The organism is Clostridium aquiflavi (assembly GCF_031344075.1).
Lineage (GTDB): Bacteria > Bacillota > Clostridia > Clostridiales > Clostridiaceae > Clostridium > Clostridium aquiflavi.
In genome coordinates this window covers 24,725-47,117 of record NZ_JAVJAN010000012.1, presented here as the reverse complement: position 1 = coordinate 47,117, position 22,393 = coordinate 24,725, and the positions used below count along the sequence as shown (strand labels likewise).

At 29.1% G+C, this 22,393-nt stretch carries 16 protein-coding genes; 14 read left to right on the top strand and 2 right to left on the bottom strand.

Annotated elements, in window-relative coordinates; all coding sequences use genetic code 11:
• Position 1: 1 nt before the first annotated feature.
• The gene (locus RGC78_RS05855) at positions 2 to 928 is read right to left on the bottom strand and encodes a phosphatase domain-containing putative toxin (RefSeq protein ID WP_309556222.1); all 927 of its coding nucleotides are present in this window, start codon (positions 926 to 928) and stop codon (positions 2 to 4) included.
• 181 nt (positions 929 to 1,109) lie between these two features.
• Between RGC78_RS05855 and RGC78_RS05850 the strand changes: the two genes are divergently transcribed.
• The 9 genes from RGC78_RS05850 to RGC78_RS05810 all read left to right on the top strand — a co-directional run bounded on the left by RGC78_RS05850 (position 1,110) and on the right by RGC78_RS05810 (position 10,558).
• Positions 1,110 to 1,808, top strand: a complete 699-nt coding sequence (locus RGC78_RS05850) for a DUF554 domain-containing protein (RefSeq protein ID WP_309556221.1) — start codon at positions 1,110 to 1,112, stop codon at positions 1,806 to 1,808.
• 170 nt (positions 1,809 to 1,978) lie between these two features.
• Positions 1,979 to 2,299 (top strand): rhodanese-like domain-containing protein, encoded by a 321-nt coding sequence (locus RGC78_RS05845; RefSeq protein WP_252212480.1) that lies wholly within the window; start codon positions 1,979 to 1,981, stop codon positions 2,297 to 2,299.
• A 130-nt stretch (positions 2,300 to 2,429) separates the two neighbouring features.
• Positions 2,430 to 3,185: a metalloregulator ArsR/SmtB family transcription factor gene (locus RGC78_RS05840; RefSeq protein ID WP_309556219.1), complete on the top strand. Its 756-nt coding sequence runs from the start codon at positions 2,430 to 2,432 to the stop codon at positions 3,183 to 3,185.
• Positions 3,186 to 3,532: 347 nt separating this feature from the next.
• Positions 3,533 to 4,834, top strand: a complete 1,302-nt coding sequence (locus RGC78_RS05835; protein ID WP_252225562.1) for a homoserine dehydrogenase — start codon at positions 3,533 to 3,535, stop codon at positions 4,832 to 4,834.
• Positions 4,835 to 5,199: 365 nt separating this feature from the next.
• On the top strand, positions 5,200 to 5,760 hold the full coding sequence (locus RGC78_RS05830) for a glycerol-3-phosphate responsive antiterminator (protein WP_252212478.1): 561 nt from the start codon (positions 5,200 to 5,202) through the stop codon (positions 5,758 to 5,760).
• A gap of 99 nt (positions 5,761 to 5,859) precedes the next feature.
• The gene (gene glpK / locus RGC78_RS05825; protein WP_252212477.1) at positions 5,860 to 7,356 is read left to right on the top strand and encodes a glycerol kinase GlpK; all 1,497 of its coding nucleotides are present in this window, start codon (positions 5,860 to 5,862) and stop codon (positions 7,354 to 7,356) included.
• Between the two features lie 150 nt (positions 7,357 to 7,506).
• A complete protein-coding gene (locus RGC78_RS05820; protein ID WP_252212476.1) occupies positions 7,507 to 8,937 on the top strand; it encodes an NAD(P)/FAD-dependent oxidoreductase in 1,431 nt (476 codons plus the stop codon).
• A gap of 12 nt (positions 8,938 to 8,949) precedes the next feature.
• Positions 8,950 to 10,203 carry an NAD(P)/FAD-dependent oxidoreductase gene (locus RGC78_RS05815; protein WP_309556216.1) on the top strand — a complete coding sequence of 418 codons (1,254 nt, stop codon included), beginning with the start codon at positions 8,950 to 8,952 and terminating at the stop codon, positions 10,201 to 10,203.
• Between the two features lies 1 nt (position 10,204).
• A complete protein-coding gene (locus RGC78_RS05810; protein ID WP_205449259.1) occupies positions 10,205 to 10,558 on the top strand; it encodes a DUF1667 domain-containing protein in 354 nt (117 codons plus the stop codon).
• 282 nt (positions 10,559 to 10,840) lie between these two features.
• On the opposite strand, the gene RGC78_RS05805 is transcribed toward RGC78_RS05810, so the two are convergent.
• On the bottom strand, positions 10,841 to 12,151 hold the full coding sequence (locus RGC78_RS05805) for an aspartate kinase (RefSeq protein ID WP_309556214.1): 1,311 nt from the start codon (positions 12,149 to 12,151) through the stop codon (positions 10,841 to 10,843).
• 422 nt (positions 12,152 to 12,573) lie between these two features.
• On the opposite strand from RGC78_RS05805, the gene glnA reads away from it, so the two are divergent.
• From glnA to RGC78_RS05780, 5 genes are all read left to right on the top strand, one after another.
• On the top strand, positions 12,574 to 13,905 hold the full coding sequence (glnA, locus tag RGC78_RS05800; RefSeq protein ID WP_252212474.1) for a type I glutamate--ammonia ligase: 1,332 nt from the start codon (positions 12,574 to 12,576) through the stop codon (positions 13,903 to 13,905).
• A gap of 25 nt (positions 13,906 to 13,930) precedes the next feature.
• Entirely contained in the window at positions 13,931 to 14,491 is a 561-nt protein-coding gene (locus RGC78_RS05795; RefSeq protein WP_252212734.1) for an ANTAR domain-containing response regulator, read from the top strand.
• Between the two features lie 126 nt (positions 14,492 to 14,617).
• Complete coding sequence (gltB, locus tag RGC78_RS05790) at positions 14,618 to 19,189, top strand: glutamate synthase large subunit (protein ID WP_252225561.1); 4,572 nt, start codon at positions 14,618 to 14,620, stop codon at positions 19,187 to 19,189.
• A gap of 11 nt (positions 19,190 to 19,200) precedes the next feature.
• Complete coding sequence (locus tag RGC78_RS05785; RefSeq protein WP_252212472.1) at positions 19,201 to 20,673, top strand: glutamate synthase subunit beta; 1,473 nt, start codon at positions 19,201 to 19,203, stop codon at positions 20,671 to 20,673.
• Between the two features lie 225 nt (positions 20,674 to 20,898).
• Positions 20,899 to 22,326 (top strand): amino acid permease, encoded by a 1,428-nt coding sequence (locus RGC78_RS05780; protein WP_252212471.1) that lies wholly within the window; start codon positions 20,899 to 20,901, stop codon positions 22,324 to 22,326.
• Positions 22,327 to 22,393: the final 67 nt, after the last annotated feature.

Sequence of the window (22,393 nt, the reverse complement as noted above, 5' to 3'; positions counted from 1 at the left end):
ATCAATGCTTTTGAGAGTTATTCAACCAAGAACTCCAAGTTGTATCAAAGTTTCCATTAGTATCTTTACAATAATTGAAGAATTTATTTAAAAAATTAACTCGGTCATTTGATGAAAATTCAGATATTTCTTTTTCATTAAAACTAGCTAAAGCCAATTGTCTTTTTACAATTTCATCAGAAGTAGCATTTTTATAATTTTTCATCATATCGTACATAATCATAAAAGTAGTTGTTCTACCAAATCCTGCTTTGCAATGAAAATGTATCCAATTATCTTTTGAACATTCCTTTACAATATTTATAAAACAGTCGATTATCTCATTTGTAGGTAGCTTTGTATCTGTTACTGGAACTCTTGAATAATTCAAAGAATGAGTTTTTGTAATTTGTTTTTCAGATAAAACTTCTTTTGGAATTACGCTTATTTCTGGATGATTATAAAAGTTAAATGGAGTATTTAATTTTATACTTTTTAAATCTTTCTTTTCTTTAAATGTAACTGCTGCTTTGCTAAGACCTAAGTTAGAATCATTCTTCTCATTTGCAAAACTAATGGGGTATTCATTTAGAAATCCGTGAGATTCTTGTCTTAAATCAATAATTAATATAGGAAGTTTACTTTCTATAGATTTTGTTAAAATATCTAAATTATCTTTAGAAAATTGTTGACTTCCGGATGTATTTAAAGTTTCTAATCCCTTTAAATTTAAAGAAGATTTGTTTTGTATATTTGTTAGATTAGAAGTAGTTCTAAAATTATTGGGAATTTTATCTTTTTTTAAACTATCAACTATAAGATTTACATCACTTTTATTATTTGGTTCATTAAATGCTAAAGCTATATTAAAGTTTAAAAAGAATGAAGAAAAAATAGTAATTAATAATAGCAGTGGAATATATAATTTAAGTTTTGCTTTTTTGTACATTAAAAATCACCTCATTGTGTTAATTAAATTTATTACATATGCTTAATATGTCTAATAAAAACAATTTATATTCAAAAGATTAGTAATTGTAGTTAAACATACAAATGTGAATTTAAGATTAAAATACAATTTTATGGTATAATACTTGAATAAATTATTAAAATGTAAGGGGAGAAGGGATATGTTTGGGACTATAGTAGATTCCATATCTATAATATGTGGATGTTTAATAGGATTACTTCTAAAAGGAAAATTAACTGAAAAAATTAGTTCTACAATAATGAGTGGGTTGGCTTTATGTGCACTTTATATCGGAATATCAGGAGCTTTAAAAGGTGAAGATACTTTACAAATAATTCTTTGTATTGCTATAGGTTCACTTATAGGAGAAATTATTGACATTGACAAAAGATTGAATTATTTGGGAGAAATTATGGCAAATAGATTAAATTATAAAAATGTAGATGAAAAAGAAATTAAAAATGAAGTTTCTATTGCAGAAGGATTTGTTGCAGCAAGTTTATTATTTTGTGTTGGCGCTATGGCTATAGTAGGATCTTTGGAAAGTGGTTTGAGAGGTGATCATACAATTTTATTTGCTAAATCAGTATTAGATGGAGTATCATCAATTATTTTTAGTTCATCATTAGGTATAGGTGTAATGTTATCTTCAGTAGTAGTTTTTATTTATCAGGGAATAATAACTGTATTAGCAAATAGTCTTTCTGCAATATTAAATGATGTGATTATATCCAATATGTCCTCTGTTGGGAGTATTTTAATTATTGGATTAGCATTAAATATACTTGGGGTAAGCAAAATTAAAGTTGCAAACATGATCCCAGCTATATTTATACCAATAATATTTGGAATTTTTTGAGATTACATATTATTATTATTATTATTATTAAGTAATAATAATTTTCATTAGGTAACTTAATTGTAAATATTTAGAGTTACTTAGATACTTAGCTTTGTTTTAAGTGAATATTGATATATAATATCAATGATATTTTAAACATAGCAAAATACTAAGGAGGATTAGATTTAATGAATGAAAATACTAATAAGAAAATAACGACTATAGATGTAAGTGAAATAGATGAATTATTAGGAAAGATAGAATTGATAGACATAAGAGAGCCTTTTGAATATAGAGTAGGAAGTCTTAAGACGTCTAAAAACATACCAATGCATGATTTATTGGATAATGCAGATAATTACTTAGATAAAAACAAGGAATATTATTTGATATGTAGATCGGGAGCAAGAACAGCTAGCGTGTGTATTGATCTAAGAGAAAAAGGATTTGATGTTATAAATGTTTATGGTGGAATGATATCTTATGATGGAGATCAATTAAATGATTAGCTATTAAATAATAAGTTATCTCAATTTTTAATATTGAGGTAACTTATTTTGTTTATTACTTGAAAAATATTTACAATAGGATTATAATCTAATTAAGCAAATACTTAATTAGATTATATAAGAGGTCTTTATGAATAGTTTTATAAATTTATTTAAAGCAATAGCTGATGAAACAAGAGTAAATATATTAATATTACTATCTAAAAAAAATATGTGCGCAAAAGGGATTGCAAAGCACTTAAGAATAAGTGAAGCAGCTGTCTCTCAACATATAAAGATATTGAAAGAATCGCAACTTATAATAGGATATAAAATAGGATATTATATTATTTATGATTTAAATGAAGAGAGAATAAATGATGCTATTAAGTTTTTAAATTTAATAACTAATAGCGATAATATATCATTAAGCTTAAATTCTAAAGATAAGAATTATAAAGTAGGATCTCTTATGTGTTTATCAAATTGCAAAAACAAAAAATGTTCTAAAAAAGAATTAATTAAGGAGGAATTGACAATGAAAGTATGTTTTCCAGTAAAATCAAATGAAGGTGTAAATAGTATTCCATATAATCACTTTGGAACAGCACCATTATTTATAATATGTGATACTGAAACTAATGAAGTTAAATCATTAAACAATGGTGATTTAGGTCATGAACATGGGAAATGCCAACCAATAAAAGCATTATCAGGTGAAATTGTAGATGCAGTAATAGTAGGTGGAATAGGAAGTGGTGCTATTACAAAACTTAATTCTATGGGAATTAAAGTTTTTAAAGCAATAGAAGGAAATGTTAACAAAAACTTAGAAGCATATAAAAAAGGTGAATTAACAGAATTCCCATCTAATCATACATGTAGCCATGATGGATGTGGTCATTAATAATATGAAAAACTGATTTGTTTCAGTACAATATTGACATGTGCACAAGAAAAGCTGGGCAGAGTCTAAACGACAAGGGTTTATTTGTTTATTTACAGATTAACTCATAACAAAAGGAGTATTGATAAATAGGATTATCAATACTCTTTTTGTCTGTTATAATTTATTAACTTCATATAAAGTGCTAAATTATATTTATGCAAATTAAGTAAGTTGAATATTAAACCGTATGCTTTTCCTAATAATATAAAAATAAAAATCATATGGTAAAAGTTACACAGAAACATTATAATATAATGAAAGAGAATAGTATTATTAGCAATTATATGCAATAAGGGGGAATAAAAATGAAAAAAGTTAGAATAGCACTACTAGGATTGGGGAATGTTGGTCGTGGTGTTTGTATGATTTTAAATTCTAATAAAGAAGAAATAATGAAACGTTCAGGTTATGAAGTTGAAATTGCTAAGATTCTTGTAAGAGATAAAAGCAAAGCAAGAGGAGTAGAAGTTTCAGAAGAACTTATAACTACAAGTTTTGATGAAATATTAAATGATAATTCTATCAAAATAGTTATTGAAATTATGGGAGGAATAGATCCAGCTAAGGAATATATGATAAAGTGCATGAATGCAGGTAAACATATTGTAACAGCAAATAAAATGTTAATTGCAACACATGGAGATGAACTTTTTGAAAAAGCTGATAGCAATAATGTTATGTTTAAATATGAAGCAAGTGTTGCAGGTGGAATTCCAATAATAAATGGAATAGATGAAAGTTTGACTGCAAATAAAATAAAAGAATTATATGGAATTATAAATGGTACTACAAATTATATTTTAACTAAAATGGAATGTGATGGATTAGAATTTGACGAAGCTTTAAAAGAAGCACAAGAAAAAGGTTATGCAGAAGCAGATCCTACATCTGATATAGATGGTTATGATGCTCAATATAAATTAGCAATACTTTCATCATTGGCATTTGGAACAAAGGTTGACGTAGATAATGTTTATAGGGAAGGAATAACTAATATAAATCCTATAGATATGGAATATGCAAAAGAATTTAAAATGGTTATTAAATTGCTTGCAATTGTAAAAGAAGTTAAGGGAAAACTTGAATTAAGAGTTCATCCAACTATGATACCTAAAAAACATCCACTAGCTAATGTATATGATTCATTTAATGCTGTGTTTGTAAAGGGAAATGCAGTTGGTGATTTAATGTTTTATGGTAGAGGAGCAGGAGATTTACCAACAGGTAGTGCTGTAGTTAGTGATGTTATTTCTATGCTTAGAAGTAATGTTGATTTAGAAAATTATAATTCAGTAGTAAAAAATAATTTATGGGATAGAGAAATATCAGATATAAAAGATGTTGAAAGTAAGTTTTATATTAGAGCAACTGTATTAGATGAATCAGGAGTCTTAGGTGAAATAACTGCTATTTTAGGAAAACATAATGTTAGTTTAAGATCAGTTATTCAAAAAGGTGAGGAAAATGAAGAGGGTCAAGTAACAATAGTTTTAGTTACACATAAGACAACTCAAGCTCAAATATATAGCTCTTGCAATGAAATATCTAATTTAAGTTCTGTAAATAAAATAGACAATATAATAAGAATAGAAGATTTTAAAGAGTAGATTAAAAAATAGATTTATGATATGCTCTCTTTATAGTAGACAGTTAAAATAATAAAACTGTTTTCTTTATAAAGGGAGTAGTTTATTATATGACTGGTTTTTTATTTTAAAATAAAGGTCATGTTTTAAGAACATATAAATAAAAGAATGATAAAAATAATACTTATTATAAATTTTAAAGCTGAATTCCTGTAAAAAATATTTTATTAATTAACAATTTATTAATAAAGGAGAGTAAATAAGCATAAGAATAGATATATAACGAGTCATATCAAGAAAGTTAAAAAAATAACAATGTTGACAAGATTATACAAGTGTGTAATAATAAAAACATCAAAAGAAAACGTTTGTATAGAGGGTGCACAATGAATAATATTAAAGAATTATTAGAAGAAAATCCAATAATAGCAGCAGTAAAAGATATGAAACAATTAGACGTAGCATTAGAATCCTCAGCTGAAATAATTTTTGTACTATTTGGAGACGTAATGAACATTAAAGAAATTAGTGAATTAATAGTTTCCAAAGGTAAAGTAGGTGTGATTCACATTGATTTAGTAGAAGGCTTTACGAATAAAGAAGTTGTTATAAAATTCTTAAAACAAGAAACTAAATTTAAAGGAATTATTAGTACAAAACCTCAAGTAGTAAAGATAGCAAAAAATTATGGGTTAGTAGCAATACAAAGAGTATTTATATTTGATACGTTATCATTAAAAAATGCAGAAAATCATTTAGTAGTAGATTGCGATGCATTAGAAGTGTTACCAGGAGTTATTCCAAAAGTTATAGAAATTATATCAAAAAAATCAAATAAACCGGTTGTTGCAGGCGGTCTGATTGAAACTAAAGAGGATGTTATGTTAGCGCTAAGTTCAGGTGCAACATGTGTCTCAACAACTAAAAATAAAATATGGAATATGTAGGCTTTAGATTTAGTTAGTATAGTCTTATAAAGCAAAAAAGTTTTATTTGGCTTTATTTATAAAATTTATTTATTTATGATGAGAGGATTGGTGAATTAAATGGGTAAATATGTTGTAGCGTTAGATCAAGGAACTACAAGTTCAAGAGCTATTATTTTCGACAAGGAACAAAATATTGTAGGTGTAAGCCAAAAAGAGTTTACACAAATATATCCACATGAAGGTTGGGTAGAACATAATCCGCTAGAAATATGGTCAAGCCAATATGGAGTACTTCAAGAAGTATTAGCAAAAACTAACATTACGGCTGATGAAATAGCAGCTATAGGTATAACAAATCAAAGAGAAACTACAATTGTATGGGATAAAAATACTGGGGAACCAGTTTACAATGCTATAGTATGGCAATGTAGAAGAACTGCTGGTATAGTAGATGAATTAAAGAAAGACGAAGAATTTGCTGAATATGTAAAAGCAAATACAGGATTATTATTAGATGCTTACTTCTCAGGAACTAAAATTAAATGGATTTTAGATAATGTTGAAGGCGCAAGAGAAAAAGCTGAAAAAGGCGATTTATTATTTGGTACAGTTGATACATGGTTAGTTTGGAAGTTAACAAATGGTAAGGTTCATGTAACCGACTACACTAATGCTTCTAGAACTATGCTATACAATATAAAAGAATTAAGATGGGATGAAAAAATCATCAATAAACTAGGAATACCAACTTCTATGTTACCAGAAGTTAAGAATTCTTCAGAAGTTTATGGTCATACTAATCTTGGCGGCGTTGGTGGCGTTAGAGTTCCAATATCTGGTATGGCTGGAGATCAACAATGTGCATTATTTGGACAAACTTGTTTCGAAAAAGGTAGTGCTAAAAACACTTACGGAACTGGTTGTTTCTTACTTATGAATACAGGCGAAGATATGGTTCTTAGCAAAAATGGTCTTGTAACTACAATTGCTGTTGGTATAAATGATAAAGTTGAATATGCGTTAGAAGGATCAGTATTCGTTGGTGGAGCTGTAATTCAATGGATAAGAGATGAACTTCAATTCATCCATGATGCAGCAGATTCAGAATATTTTGCTAAAAAAGTAGAAGATAATGGTGGAGTTTATGTAGTACCAGCATTCGTTGGACTAGGAGCACCATATTGGGATATGTATGCTAGAGGAGCTATCTTTGGATTAACTAGAGGAGCTAATAGAAATCATATAATTAGAGCAGCATTAGAATCAATAGCTTATCAAACTAATGATTTATTAACTGCTATGGCAGAAGATGCTGGATGTAAATTAGCATCACTTAGAGTTGATGGAGGAGCTAGTAGAAATGATTTATTAATGCAATTCCAAGCTGATATTTCAAATACTCAAGTTCTTAGACCAATCATCACTGAAACTACAGCTTTAGGAGCTGCTTACTTAGCAGGTCTTGCAGTTGGATTCTGGGAATCTAAAGAAGAAATTGCAACTAAATGGGCTGTTAGTAAGAGCTATGGACCAACTTTTGAAAGTGCTAAGAGAGAAAAGCTAAACAAAGGATGGAAAAATGCAGTTTCAAGAGTTAAAGGTTGGGCAGAATAGTAGACAAACCTAAACATTTATGTTATAATATAAATATAAAGTAAATAAAAAGTGCTTAGAGAATTAGAGTCAAGCACAAAGACAGATTACTTGTTATTTGTAATTTGTGTTTGTGATTGGCTCTTTTGTTATATAAAAGGAGGATAAAATATGTATGATGTAGCAATAATTGGAGCTGGTGTCATTGGAGCTTCTATATTTAGAGAATTAACTAAATATAACTTAAAAGTAGCTGTTTTAGAGAAAGAAAAGGATGTATCAATGGGTACTTCAAAGGCTAACTCAGCAATAGTACATGCTGGATTCGATCCAAAGATAGGTACTTTAATGGCTAAGTACAATGTAAAAGGAAATGAAATGTATGAAGATCTTTGTAAAGAGTTAGATGTTCCGTTTAAAAGAAATGGTTCATTAGTTGTAGCTCATTCAGAAGAAGAAATGCAAACAGTAAGAGATCTTTGTGAAAATGGTACTAAAATAGGTGTTAGAAACCTAAGAGTTATAGATAAAGAAGAATTATTAAAAATGGAACCAAATCTTACAGATGAAGTTCATGGAGCTTTATATGCACCAACTGGTGGAATAGTTGGACCGTTTGAATTTACAATTGCATTATGTGAAAACGGTGTAACTAATGGTGGAGAAATTAAACTTAAAAAAGAAGTTTCTTCAATCAAAAAAGAAAATGGAATATTTATAATAGAAACTACTGATGGAGAAAAAGTAGAAGCTAAATATATAGTAAATGCTGCTGGCCTTTATGCAGATAAAGTACACAATATGATTTGTAAAGAAACATTTAATATTACTCCAAGAACTGGTGAATATTATGTAATGGATAAATCTCAAGGTAAAATAGTATCTCATACAATATTCCCTTGTCCTTCTAAAATGGGTAAAGGTATATTAGTTAGTCCAACAATACATGGTAACCTTATCATAGGACCAGATGCTATAGATATCGAAGATAAAGAAGATTTAGGAACAAATGGTGAAGGATTAGACGCTATAAGAGAATCTGCTATGCATACTACTACAAAGATTAATTTCAGAGAAAGCATAAGAAACTTTGCAGGTTTAAGAGCAACACCAAGTACAGGAGACTTCATAATTGAAGAAAATGATGAAGTTAAAGGATTCGTTGATGCTGCTGGTATGAAATCACCAGGATTAACTTCAGCTCCAGCTGTAGCTGAAGCAGTAGTTGAAATATTAGGTAATGCAGGTCTTAAATTAACTAAGAAAGATAACTTCATAGCTAAGAGACATCAAGTTCACTTTATGGAATTATCAGCTGAAGAAAAAGCTGAAATGATTAAGAAAAACCCACAATACGGTAGAATGATCTGTAGATGTGAAAGCATCACTGAAGGTGAAATCGTTGATTCTATAAAGAGATCATTTGGAACACTTTCTCTAGACGGTGTTAAGAGAAGATGTAGACCAGGAATGGGAAGATGCCAAGGCGGATTCTGTGGACCAAGAGTTCAAGAAATAATAGCAAGAGAATGTGGTGTTAAATTAGAAGAAGTAGTACAAGAAAAAGACGGTTCTTACATTTTAACAGGAAAAACTAAGTAGGAGGCTTTAATTATGAGTTATGAATTAATAGTAATTGGTGGAGGTCCAGCAGGACTTGCAGCAGCACACGAAGCATATACTAATGGAATCAAGAAGATATTAATATTAGAAAGAGACAAAGAACTTGGAGGAATCCTAAATCAATGCATACATAATGGATTTGGGCTTCACACTTTCAAAGAAGAATTAACAGGTCCTGAATATGCAAGCAGATTTATTGATATGTTACAAGATACAGATGTAGAAGTTAAATTAGATACAATGGTATTAAATATAGATGAAGACAAAACTGTACATGCAATGAATTCAGAAGAAGGCTACATGACTTTAAAAACAAATGCAGTAATTCTTGCAATGGGTTGTAGAGAAAGAACTAGAGGAGCTATAAATACTCCTGGAGACAGACCAGCAGGTGTATTCACAGCAGGTGCTGCTCAAAGATATATAAACATGGAAGGATATATGCCAGGTAAAGAAGTATTAATACTTGGATCTGGAGATATCGGATTAATAATGGCTAGAAGAATGACACTTGAAGGTGCTAAGGTTAAAGCTGTTGTTGAATTATGTCCATATTCTAATGGATTAAACAGAAACATTGTTCAATGTTTAAATGATTATGATATTCCTCTATACTTATCACACACTATAATTGATATAGTAGGAGATACAAGAGTAGAAAAAGTTGTAATTGCTGAAGTTGGTCCAGACAGAAAACCAATTAAAGGAACTGAAAAAGAATTTACTGTTGATACATTATTATTATCAGTAGGTCTTATCCCAGAAAATGAATTATCAACAAATGCTGGTATTCAAAAAGATAACAGAACTAATGGTTTAATAGTAACAGAAAACATGGAAACTTCAATGGATGGAGTATTTGCTTGTGGTAATGTAGTACACGTTCATGACTTAGTTGACTTTGTTACTCAAGAATCAAAACATGCTGGACAAGCAGCTGCTAAATACATTAAGAAAGAACTTAAAAAAGGTAGTTATGTAAATATAATTAATGGACAAAATGTTAATTATACAGTACCTCAAAAACTTGATGTAGAAGCAGTAGACGATAAATTAACTATATTCATGAGAGTTAATAACATTTATCATAATAAGGCTTTAGTTGTAAGATGTAATGGTGAAGAAATTGCTAAGTTTAAGAGAGCTCACTTAGCACCATCAGAAATGGAAAAGGTTATTTTAAGTAAGCCTTTATTAGAAAAAGTTAAAGATGATATTACAATATCATTAGAGGATGGTGAATAAGATGATAAAAGAATTAATTTGTATAAGCTGCCCAATGGGTTGTCATTTAAAAGTAGACGCAGAAAATAATACTGTAACAGGTAACACTTGTAAAAGAGGTGCAGAATACGGTATAAACGAAGTTACTCACCCAGTTAGAGTAATAACTTCAACTGTTAAAGTAAAGGGAGGACAACTTCCAGTTATACCAGTAAAAACTAATGGAGCAATTCCAAAGGGTCTTAACTTCAAATGCATGGAAGTTTTATCTGGAGTAGAATTACAAGCACCAGTTAAAATTGGAGATGTTATAGTTAAAGATGTATTAGGAACAGGCGTTGATATTGTAGCTGCTAGAAATATGAAAGCAATCTAATATTAACACAAATAGTGCACCAAAATTTGGTGCACTATTTTATTTTTTATTTTCAGGTATATGTTTAAAAATGTTAATATATGATATACTAGGCATATCATATTTTAAAATTATGTTTTATAGTATAAAAAATGGACTCGTATAAATTACGAATCCATTTTTTTATATTAGTTTTATTGTTATATCTCTTAAAGTGATTTTTTACAAAAGGATCATTATCCTGATAACTATCAATCTATTTATACTATAATATTAAATATTGTTTTAAAATTGCGTTGGATATTAATTAAAAGCATTATAAATAGCAGTTATGGCTTTTTCAAAACTATCATTTTCTATACCAACTAATATGTTGATTTCACTAGATCCTTGGTCAATCATTCTTATATTTACATTAGCTTCTGATAACGCAGTAAATACTTTTGATGCTACACCTTTTTGTTTAGCCATACCTTTACCAACAGTAGCTATTAAGGCCAGGTTAGGATGAACTTCTATTGTGTCAGGATTACAAGTTTTTTTAATTTCTTCAACAATTAAAGAAGTTTTATTTTTTAATTGAGAATCTGAAATTACTAAACAAACAGTATCTATACCAGAAGGCATGTTTTCAAATGAAACATTATGCTGTTCAAGTATTGATAGTAATTTTCTACAAAAACCTAATTCAGAATTCATAAGAGCTTTTGCAATTGAAATTACAGTAAAATTTTTTTTACCAGCTATACCAGTTATAGTTTGTAAATCTTCACTTAAAGAGTCCTCTACTATAAATGTTCCGTTATCTTCTGGTTTGTTAGTATTTTTTATATTAATTGGAATACCTGCTTTTCTTACAGGGAAAATAGCTTCTTCATGTAAAACAGAAGCACCCATATAAGAAAGCTCTCTAAGCTCAGTATAAGTTATTGTGCTTATAGGTTTTGGATTAGATATTATTCTAGGATCAGCCATTAGAAATCCAGAAACATCCGTCCAATTTTCATAAAGATCAGCATTTAAACTTGCAGTAACTAAAGCGCCAGTAACATCTGATCCACCTCTTGAAAAAGTTACTATATTTCCATTGCTATCAGAACCATAAAATCCTGGAATAACAGCTTTGTCAATTGATGAAAGTTTTTCTTTTAATAATCTTAATGTTTCATCATAATTTAAACACCCGTCAGTATTAAATTTAATTACATCTTTAGCATCAACAAATTCAAATCCTAAATAATTGCTAAGAATTAGAGCATTTAAATATTCCCCTCTGCTAGCTGCATAATCACTAGAAGCCCCCTCTTCTAAATCCTTTTTTATAATGTCTAAGTGAGATTTGATATTAAGATCTAATTCTAAATCTGTTACTATTCCAATATATCTGTTTTTAATATGATTAAAAACATCGTCTAAAGATATGCCAGCATTGATGTGTGCATGACAAAGGTATAGTAAATCAGTGATTTTAGAATCTTTAGAAGTTCTTTTTCCAGGTGCAGATGGTACAATATATTTTCTAGCTTTATTAGATGTGATTATGCTTTTCACTTTTCTAAATTGTACAGCATCAGCTAATGAACTTCCGCCAAATTTTGTTATAATAGTATTCATTTTTTATAGCCCCCCAAAAAATAAAGTATATATTTTGATAACTTACTTATATTACTTATATAAGAGTATCAAATTTATGTTTATTTATATAATTTTATACATAATAAATTGTAACAATTTATTATTCAATATTCAACAATTTTGTATATAAATATATCTAATTATTGAATAATAAAAAAGATTATATATAATATTATAAATAAGTTCTCACTTAATAGAATTGACATTTAAGTATAAAAATATTAATAAAATTAACTATTTAGTATATATTTTAGGAAAAAATAAAAAAATCTAAAAAAAAATCTTGAGTTATATAAGAATATCATATATAATTATATCAATAAAATTATTGAACAAAGGCGTTCAATGGATATATTGATATATCCATTGTTCGCCTTTTTTACTTAAAGGGGGAATTAGAAATGGCAAAATACAGTAAAGAAGATATCATGAACTTAGTAAAGGAAAATGGGGTTAGATTTATAAGATTACAGTTCACTGATATGTTTGGAGCATTAAAAAATGTAGCAATAACAGATAGGCAATTAGAAAAAGCACTAAATAATGAATGTATGTTTGATGGATCATCTATTGATGGATTTGTTAGAATTGAAGAATCTGATATGAACTTGAGACCAAATCTAGATAGTTTTGTAATATTTCCATGGAGACCTCAACAAGGTAAAGTTGCAAGATTAATATGTGATGTATATAAACCAGATGGCACACCATTTGAAGGAGATCCAAGATATATATTAAAGAAGGCTATTTCAGAAGCAGCTAAACTTGGATATGAGATGAATGTTGGTCCAGAATGTGAATTCTTTTTATTTGAAACTGATGAATATGGCAAACCAACAACCAAAACACAAGATAGTGCTGGATATTTTGATTTAGCACCTACGGATTTAGGAGAAAATGCTAGAAGAGATATGACTTTAGTGTTAGAAGATATGGGATTTGAAATAGAAGCTTCTCACCATGAAGTTGCAGAAGGACAAAATGAAATAGATTTTAAATATGCAGATGCATTAAGTACTGCAGATAATATAATGACATTTAAATTAGTAGTTAAGGCAATAGCACAAAAACATGGATTGTATGCGTCTTTTATGCCTAAACCTGTTTTTGGAATTAATGGTTCAGGAATGCATGTTAATATGTCATTATTTAAAGATGGTAACAATGTATTTGTTGATGAAAATGATCCAAATGGATTAAGTAAAATAGCATATAATTTTATAGCAGGTTTATTAAAAAACATAAAAGGTCTTACAGCAGTAACAAATCCATTAGTTAATTCATATAAGAGATTAGTACCAGGATATGAAGCACCTGTTTATTTAGCTTGGTCATGTAAAAATAGAACAGCATTAATTAGGGTTCCAGCAGCTAGGGGAGCAGGAACTAGAGTAGAATTAAGATGTCCAGATCCAAGTTCAAATCCATACTTAGTATTAGCATGTCTTTTACAAGCAGGATTAGATGGAATTAAAAATAATTTACAACCACCAGCAGGAATAGAGGCAAATATCTTTGCTATGAACGATGAGGAAAGAAAAGCTGAAGGAATAGATAATTTACCAAATAATTTATATGAGGCAGTTAATTTTATGAAAGAAAGTAATCTTGCAAAAGAAGCTTTAGGAGAACATATATATAAGACTTATGTTTCAGCTAAAGCTGCTGAATGGGATGATTATAGAACTAAAGTTCATGATTGGGAAATAGAAAATTATCTTAATAAATATTAGTAAAGTTTAAGGTGGGGTTGCGATGATGGAATCTCGAGGCAAAATAATTATAGCATTAAGTAATATGGAAACTAATAAGAAGCTAAAATGTTTATTGATGCAAGAAGAGTATGATGTTTTAGCCTTATGTACATCAGGAAATGAATTAATTAGAATAGTTATGCAATATTCACCAGATTTGGTTTTAGTAGGCTATAAGTTTAAGGATATGAGTTTACTAGATGTATATGAAGCAATATATGATTTTACAAGTTTTTTAGCATTAGTTAATGAACCCTATCGTTCTTTTATAGAAGAAGATACTGATATATATTGTATAGGAACCAAAATTTCCAATGTACTTTTAAAGAATTCTATTGATATTATATTTCAAGGAAAGAAAAGAATATTAAAATTGCAACAACAAGTGCAAAATTTAGAAAATACATTAGAAGATAGAAAGTTAATTGAGAAAGCTAAGGGAAATATCATGGAAGATAAAAATATGAGTGAAAATGAAGCTTTTAGATATATTCAAAAATTAAGTATGAATTTAGGAAAAAAAATGAGTGACGTTGCTTCTCTAATATTAGAGAATAATTTATAATTTTTTTTAATTAAGCTGTACAAAATCACTTATTGTAGTAAAATATACGAGTAATAATATCGAAAAAAGGTATTTTTACTCGTTATTTTGCTACTCATAAATATATTATTGTAAGGAGGAACGCAAATGGAAAAATTTATTCCTAAAAAGCAAGGGTTATATAATCCATGTTTTGAACATGATGCTTGTGGCATTGGTACAATTGTAAATATTGATGGCGAAAAATCCCATGATATTTTATCAGATTGTTTAACTATATTAGAAAAATTAAAACATAGAGGTGGAACTGGTGCTGATGAAAATACAGGTGATGGTGCAGGTGTTCTATTAAATATACCCCATAAATTTTTTACTGAAGAGCTAAAATCAAAAGGCATTGTTTTAGGTAATGAAGGTGATTATGCTGTTGGTATGATTTTTTTACCTCAAGAAGAGAAAGCAAGAAAAGAAGCAGAAAGCCTTATTGAAGATATATGTAAAGAAGAAGGATTAGAAGTAATAGGATGGAGAGATGTTCCAAGTAATCCTTCAATTTTAGGTAAAGCATCCTTAGAAGCTATGCCCGTAATAAAACAAATTTTCGTAAAAAGAGTTGGAACTAAAAAAGGAATTGCATTTGAAAGAAAATTATATATTGTTAGAAGAAATATAGAAAAAAGAGCTACTTGGATAAGTAAATTCTTAAATGAAATTTTTTATATGGCTTCTTTTTCATCAAAGACAATAGTATATAAAGGAATGTTATTATCTACTCAATTAAGAGAATTTTATAAAGATTTAGAAGACGAGAGAGTAGAAACATCACTTGCATTAGTACATTCTAGATATAGTACTAATACATTTCCAAGTTGGGAAAGAGCACATCCTAATAGATTCATGATTCATAATGGTGAGATAAACACATTAAGAGGGAATGTAAACAAGGTTTACTCTAGAGAAACTAATGTAAAATCAAGAGCACTTGGAAAAGATTTAATTAGGGTGCTTCCTATTATAAATAAAGAAGGATCAGATTCAGCAATTTTAGATAATAATTTGGAATTTTTATATATGAATGGAATGGATTTAACTAGAGCTGTAATGATGGCAATTCCAGAACCATGGCAAAAAAGTAAAACTATGAGCAAAGAGAAAAAAGCCTTTTACGAATATAATGCTACATTGATGGAACCATGGGATGGTCCTGCTGCAATAGTATTTACTGATGGTGAAAAAGTAGGTGCAGTGTTAGATAGAAATGGTTTAAGACCATCAAGATATTATATAACTAAAGATAGAAGATTAATTTTATCTTCAGAAGTAGGTGCACTAGATATTCCATCAGAGATAATTGAGAAAAAAGATAGATTAAGACCAGGCAGAATGCTTATTGTTGATACAATTAAAAAAGAAGTTATTGATGATGAAGAACTAAAGCATACTTATGCTACAGAACATCCTTACGGGGAATGGCTTGAAGAGAAATTAGTTACTTTAGATAAAATTAATGATAGAAAGACTTTGAAAATAGAGTATGACAAGGATACAAGAAAAAGATTAGAAAAAACTTTTGGATATACTTATGAAGAAGTAAAAACAACTATTCTTCATATGGCTGAAAATGGTGCAGAACCACTTGCTGCAATGGGGATAGACGTTCCAATTGCTCCATTATCTAAAGAAGCACAACCTTTGTTTAATTATTTTAAACAATTATTTGCACAAGTAACTAATCCACCTATAGATGCAATAAGAGAAGAGATAGTTACAGCGTCTAATATTTATTTAGGACCAGAAGGAAATATTTTAGAAGATAAATCTTCAAATTGTGAACTACTTAAGCTTGAGTCTCCAATAATAAACAATGAAGAATTATCAAAAATAAAAGCACTTAATAAGGGAGAGATAAAAACAAAGGTTATAGATATAGTATTTGATAAGGGAAGTTCTTTAGAAGATGCCATAGATGAAATGTTTGATAAAGCACAAGAAGCCTATGAAAAAGGATATACTTTACTTGTATTATCTGATAGAAATGTATGCTCAACTAAAGTACCAATACCATCATTACTTGCAGTTTCAGCACTTCATCAATATTTAGTTAAAAAGGGTACTAGAACATCGGTAGGGTTAATACTTGAAAGTGGAGAACCAAGAGAAATTCATCATTTTGCAACATTAATTGGTTTTGGAGCATCAGCTGTAAATCCATATATGGCATATGAATCTTTAAGAGAACTTATTGAGGAAGGGTTACTTGAAATTGAGTATGATAAGGCTGTTTATAATTATAATAAAGCAGTAGTTAAAGGAATAATTAAGATACTTTCTAAAATGGGAATATCAACAATTCAATCTTATCAAGGTGCTCAAATTTTTGAAGCAGTTGGTATTGGCAAAAAAGTTATAGATAGATATTTTACTAATACAGTAAGTAGAATTGGCGGAATAGGATTAGAAGAAATTCAAAGAGAAGCTGAAATAAATCATGAAAAAGGTTTTAAAGATAAAACTTATGCAGCAGATTTTCAATTAGATTCACCTGGTTATGAAAAATTAAGATCAGGAGAAGAAAAAGAAGAACATTTATATAATCCTAATACCATACATAAGTTACAAAAAGCTACTAAAACTGGAGATTATGAATTATTTAAAGAATATGCATCCTTAATTAATGATGAAGAAGCAGAAATAACATTAAGAGGATTATTAGAGTTTAATTATAATTCATCAGAAATTCCATTAGATGAAGTAGAATCTGTTTCTGAAATAGTTAAAAGATTTAAAACAGGAGCTATGTCTTATGGATCAATTTCCAAAGAAGCTCATGAAGCATTAGCTATTGCAATGAATAGAGTTGGCGGAAAATCTAATACTGGTGAAGGTGGAGAAGATAGTGAAAGATGGATTGTAGATAAAAATGGAGATTCAAGAAGGTCTTCAATAAAACAAATTGCTTCTGGTAGATTTGGTGTTACATCTGAATATTTAGTAAATGCTGATGAACTTCAAATAAAACTTGCGCAAGGAGCAAAACCAGGTGAAGGTGGTCAATTACCAGCTACTAAAGTTTATCCATGGGTTGCTAAGACTAGACACTCAACTACTGGTGTAGGACTTATATCACCACCACCACACCATGATATATATTCAATAGAAGATTTAGCACAATTAATTTATGATTTAAAAAATGCCAATATGGATGCAAGAATATCTGTTAAACTAGTTTCAGAATGTGGAGTAGGAACAGTTGCAGCTGGAGTTGCTAAAGGTGGAGCTGATGTAATATTGATTTCAGGATATGATGGAGGAACAGGAGCATCACCTAAGAATTCAATAAAAAATGCAGGACTTCCATGGGAGCTTGGACTTGCAGAAGCACATCAAACATTATTACTTAATGAACTAAGAGACAGAGTAACAGTAGAGGTTGATGGAAAGCTTATGACAGGCAGAGATGTTGCAATTGCAGCGCTTCTTGGAGCAGAGGAATTTGGATTTGCAACAGCACCTTTAGTATCACTTGGATGTGTTATGATGAGAGTTTGTAATTTAGATACTTGCCCTGTAGGAATAGCAACACAAAATGAAGAACTTAGAAAAAGATTTAAAGGAAAGCCAGAATATGTAGTTAATTTTATGTACTTTATAGCACAGGAATTAAGAGAAATCATGGCAAAACTTGGATTTAGAAAAATTGATGAAATGATAGGTAGAGTAGATAGATTAAAACAAAAAGAAAATATACATGGCTGGAAAGCTAAAAATATTGACTTGAGTTCTATACTTTATACTCCAGATAAATTTAAAGGTAAAGTTATTAAATTTGATGAAGCAAACAAATCTGATCATAAATTAAATGAAGTAATAGATAAAACAATGTTTGTTAAAAAGTGTAAAGATGCTATAAATGGTAATGGAAATATAAGATTTGAAGTAGATATAACAAATACTGACAGAACTCTTGGAACAATACTTGGATCTGAAATAACAAAAGTAAATGGAAATAAGGGATTACCAGAAGATAGTATAGTTATCAAATGTAATGGTGGAGCAGGTCAAAGCTTTGGTTCATTTATTCCAAAGGGATTAACGTTTGAAGTTGAAGGTGACGCTAATGATTATTTTGGAAAAGGATTATCAGGCGGTAAGCTTATAGTATATCCACCCAAGAAAGCTACTTTTATAGCAGAAGAAAATATACTTATTGGAAATGTTGCCTTATATGGTGCAACATCAGGTAAGGTGTTTATAAATGGTATTGCAGGTGAAAGATTTTGTGTAAGAAATTCAGGCGCAACAGCTGTTGTTGAAGGCGTTGGAGCACATGGGTGTGAATACATGACTGGAGGAAAGGTTGTTGTATTAGGAAAGACAGGAATCAATTTTGCGGCAGGAATGAGTGGAGGAGTTGCTTATCTTTATAAAGAAGATGACAATTTCAAGATTAATATAAATGAAGAAATGATTCTTTTAGAAGAATTAAGTTTAGAAGATGAAGAAGATTTAAAAGATTTATTAGAAGAACATGTTGAAGTTACAGGATCTTCTAAGGGTAATAAAATATTATCTAACTTTGAAAATGACAAATCTAATTTCATAAAGGTAATACCTAAAGATTATAAAAAGGTATTGAAAGCAGTAGAAAAGTATAAGAATCTTGGATTTAAAGAAGAGGAAGCTTTAATAAAAACATTCCAAGAAATAAAAGGAAGATAGGGGGCTTAAATGTGGGTAAACCAACTGGTTTTTTAGAATATGACAGAGAAGTAGGTTTAAATAGAGAACCAAAGGAAAGGTTAAAGGATTATGATGAATTTCATAAAAGTCTTTCTTTAGAAAAGCAATCTATTCAAGGTGCTAGATGCATGGATTGCGGTGTACCATTTTGTCAATCAGGTACATTATTTTCAGGAATGGTTTCAGGTTGTCCTCTTCACAACTTAATTCCTGAATGGAATGACCTAGTATATAAGGGGAAATGGGATTTGGCATATGAAAGATTAAGCAAAACAAATCCTTTTCCTGAATTTACAGGTAGAGTTTGTCCAGCTCCTTGCGAAGCAGGTTGCACAGTAGGATTAAATGGTCCAGCAGTTACTATAAAAGAAAATGAGAGAGCTATTATTGACACTGCATTTAATAATGGCAAAGTTGTAGCTAATGCACCAATAAAAAGAACAGGGAAAAAAGTAGCTATAATAGGTTCAGGTCCAGCAGGACTTGCAGCAGCCAATACATTAAATAAGTGTGGTCACAAAGTTACAGTTTATGAAAGAAATGATAGACCAGGTGGATTATTAATGTACGGAATTCCTAATATGAAACTTGATAAAGAAGTAATTTTAAGAAGAATTAGAATTATGGCAGAAGAGGGTATAAAATTTATAACTAATGCAAATGTTGGAGAAAATTATAATGCTAATGATTTAATTGAAGAGTATGATGCAATTATTTTAGCTACAGGAGCATCTAATGCAAGAGATTTAAATGTTGACGGAAGAGATAAAGCTAAAGGCATTCATTTTGCAGTAGACTTTTTAAAAGCAAATACTAAAAGCTTTTTAGATTCTAATCATGAAGATAATAATTATATATGTGCAAAAGATAAGAATGTAATTGTAATAGGTGGAGGAGATACAGGAACTGACTGTGTTGGAACTTGCCTTAGACATGGATGTAAATCATTAGTTCAACTTGAAATAATGTCTAAACCATCAAATGAAAGAAATAAAAATAATCCTTGGCCAGAATGGCCTAAAATATTAAAAGTTGATTATGGCCAAGAAGAATTTATTGATTTATATGGAAAAGACCCAAGAGAATATTTAACTACAATTACAGGAATTAATGTAGATAATGAGGGTAATATTATAAGCGTTGATACTGTAAAAGTAGAATGGAAAAAAGATGATGAAGGAAGAATGTTTCCAATTACAGTTAGAGGGACAGAAAAAACTTATGAAGCTGATTTAATTTTACTTGCTATGGGATTTACAGGATCAGAAGATTATATAAAAGAAGAATTTAAAATAGAATTTGATTCAAGAAACAATATAAATGCAAATTCAATAGATTTTAAAACTAATATTCCTAAAGTATTTGCAACTGGAGATGCTAGAATAGGTCAATCATTAGTTGTTACAGCTATTAGTGAAGGCATAAATAGTGGATTAAAAGTAAATGAATTCTTAAGAAAATAATTTAATATAATAAAATTTCAAGTAGTATTAGTTTAATTTATTAAAACTAATACTACTTTTTTTCTTAATTTTCAACAAAAACTTACATAAATATTATCAAATAATAAAAGAATACTATAGAGGTGTTTTAATATTATTTGAATTTATAGTATTATAAAAATTATACTCTTCATATCAAATTTCATTATCTTAAGCTTAAAAGAAAAACTAACAGGAGGATGAAAGATGGAAAATGAACATAAACAACTCAGGTGGTATAATCTGGCCCTAATATCTTTTGTATCTGTTTGGGGATTTGGAAATGTTGTTAATAACTTTGCAAATCAAGGATTACAAGTTATAGTTTCTTGGATATTAATTATAGGATTATATTTTATACCATACGCTTTAATGGTTGGTGAATTAGGAACAATTTTTAAAGAGGAAAAAGGTGGTGTAAGTTCATGGATAAGATCAACTTATGGAGTTAAATTAGCGTATTTAGCAGGATGGACTTATTGGGTAGTGCATATTCCATATTTGGCTCAAAAGCCACAAGCTGTTTTAATAGCATTAGGATGGGTAATTAAAGGTGATGGAACTTTATTAAAAGATATGGTTCCTTTAGTAGCTCAAAGTATAACTCTATTGATATTTTTCCTTTTCTTATGGGTGGCATCAAAAGGAATTAAGTCATTAAATAGAATAGGAACAATAGCAGGAACTGCGATTTTTATAATGTCATTGTTATACATTTTGTTAGTTATTACAGCGCCTGCATTAAGAGGAGTTAAAATTGCGACAACAGATTTATCAGTTAAAGCATTAATGCCTAATTTTAATTTTTCATATTTTACAACATTATCAATGCTAGTATTTGCAGTAGGTGGAGCAGAAAAAATATCTCCATATGTTAATAATACTAAAAATTCTAAAAAGGAATTTCCTAGAGGAATGATAGTTTTAGCTATTATGGTAACAATATCAGCTATATTAGGTTCTATAGCTATGGCAATAATGTTTGATGCAAATAATATACCGAAAGATCTTATGATGAATGGACAATATTATGCATTTAAAAAACTAGGAGAGTATTATGGATTAGGCAATTCATTATTAATTTTATATGCATTAGCTAATATGATAGCTCAGATATCAGCTTTAGTTGTATCTATTGATGCACCTTTAAAAGTATTATTAGGAGATGCAGATGATAATTTTGTTCCAAAATCTTTAAGTAAGATAAATGATAAAGGTGTGCCTGTAAATGGCTACATAATGACCGCTGTATTAGTAGGAATATTGATAATTGTTCCAGCTTTGGGAATCGGCAATATGACTGATTTATTTAACTGGCTTTTAAGATTAAATGCGGTTGTAATGCCAATGAGATATTTATGGGTATTTTTAGCTTTTATTGGTATTAAGAAGGCTAGTGAAAAATATAATTCTAGCTATAAATTTGTTAAGAATGATAAATTTGCTTTAATAATAGGTGTATGGTGTTTTATATTTACAGCATTTGCATGTATAATGGGAATGTTTCCACATGGAGTAGAGGCTTATTCTCCAGAGTGGATTTTTACACTTGTACTTAATATAGTTACACCGTTCATATTATTAGGGCTAGGATTGATATTACCTAGTATGGCAAGAAGTAGGAAAAATAAATAAAAATATATAATAAGTTTATATAAAACCCTTAATAGAATATAAAATATCTTTTATTGCATTGCACATA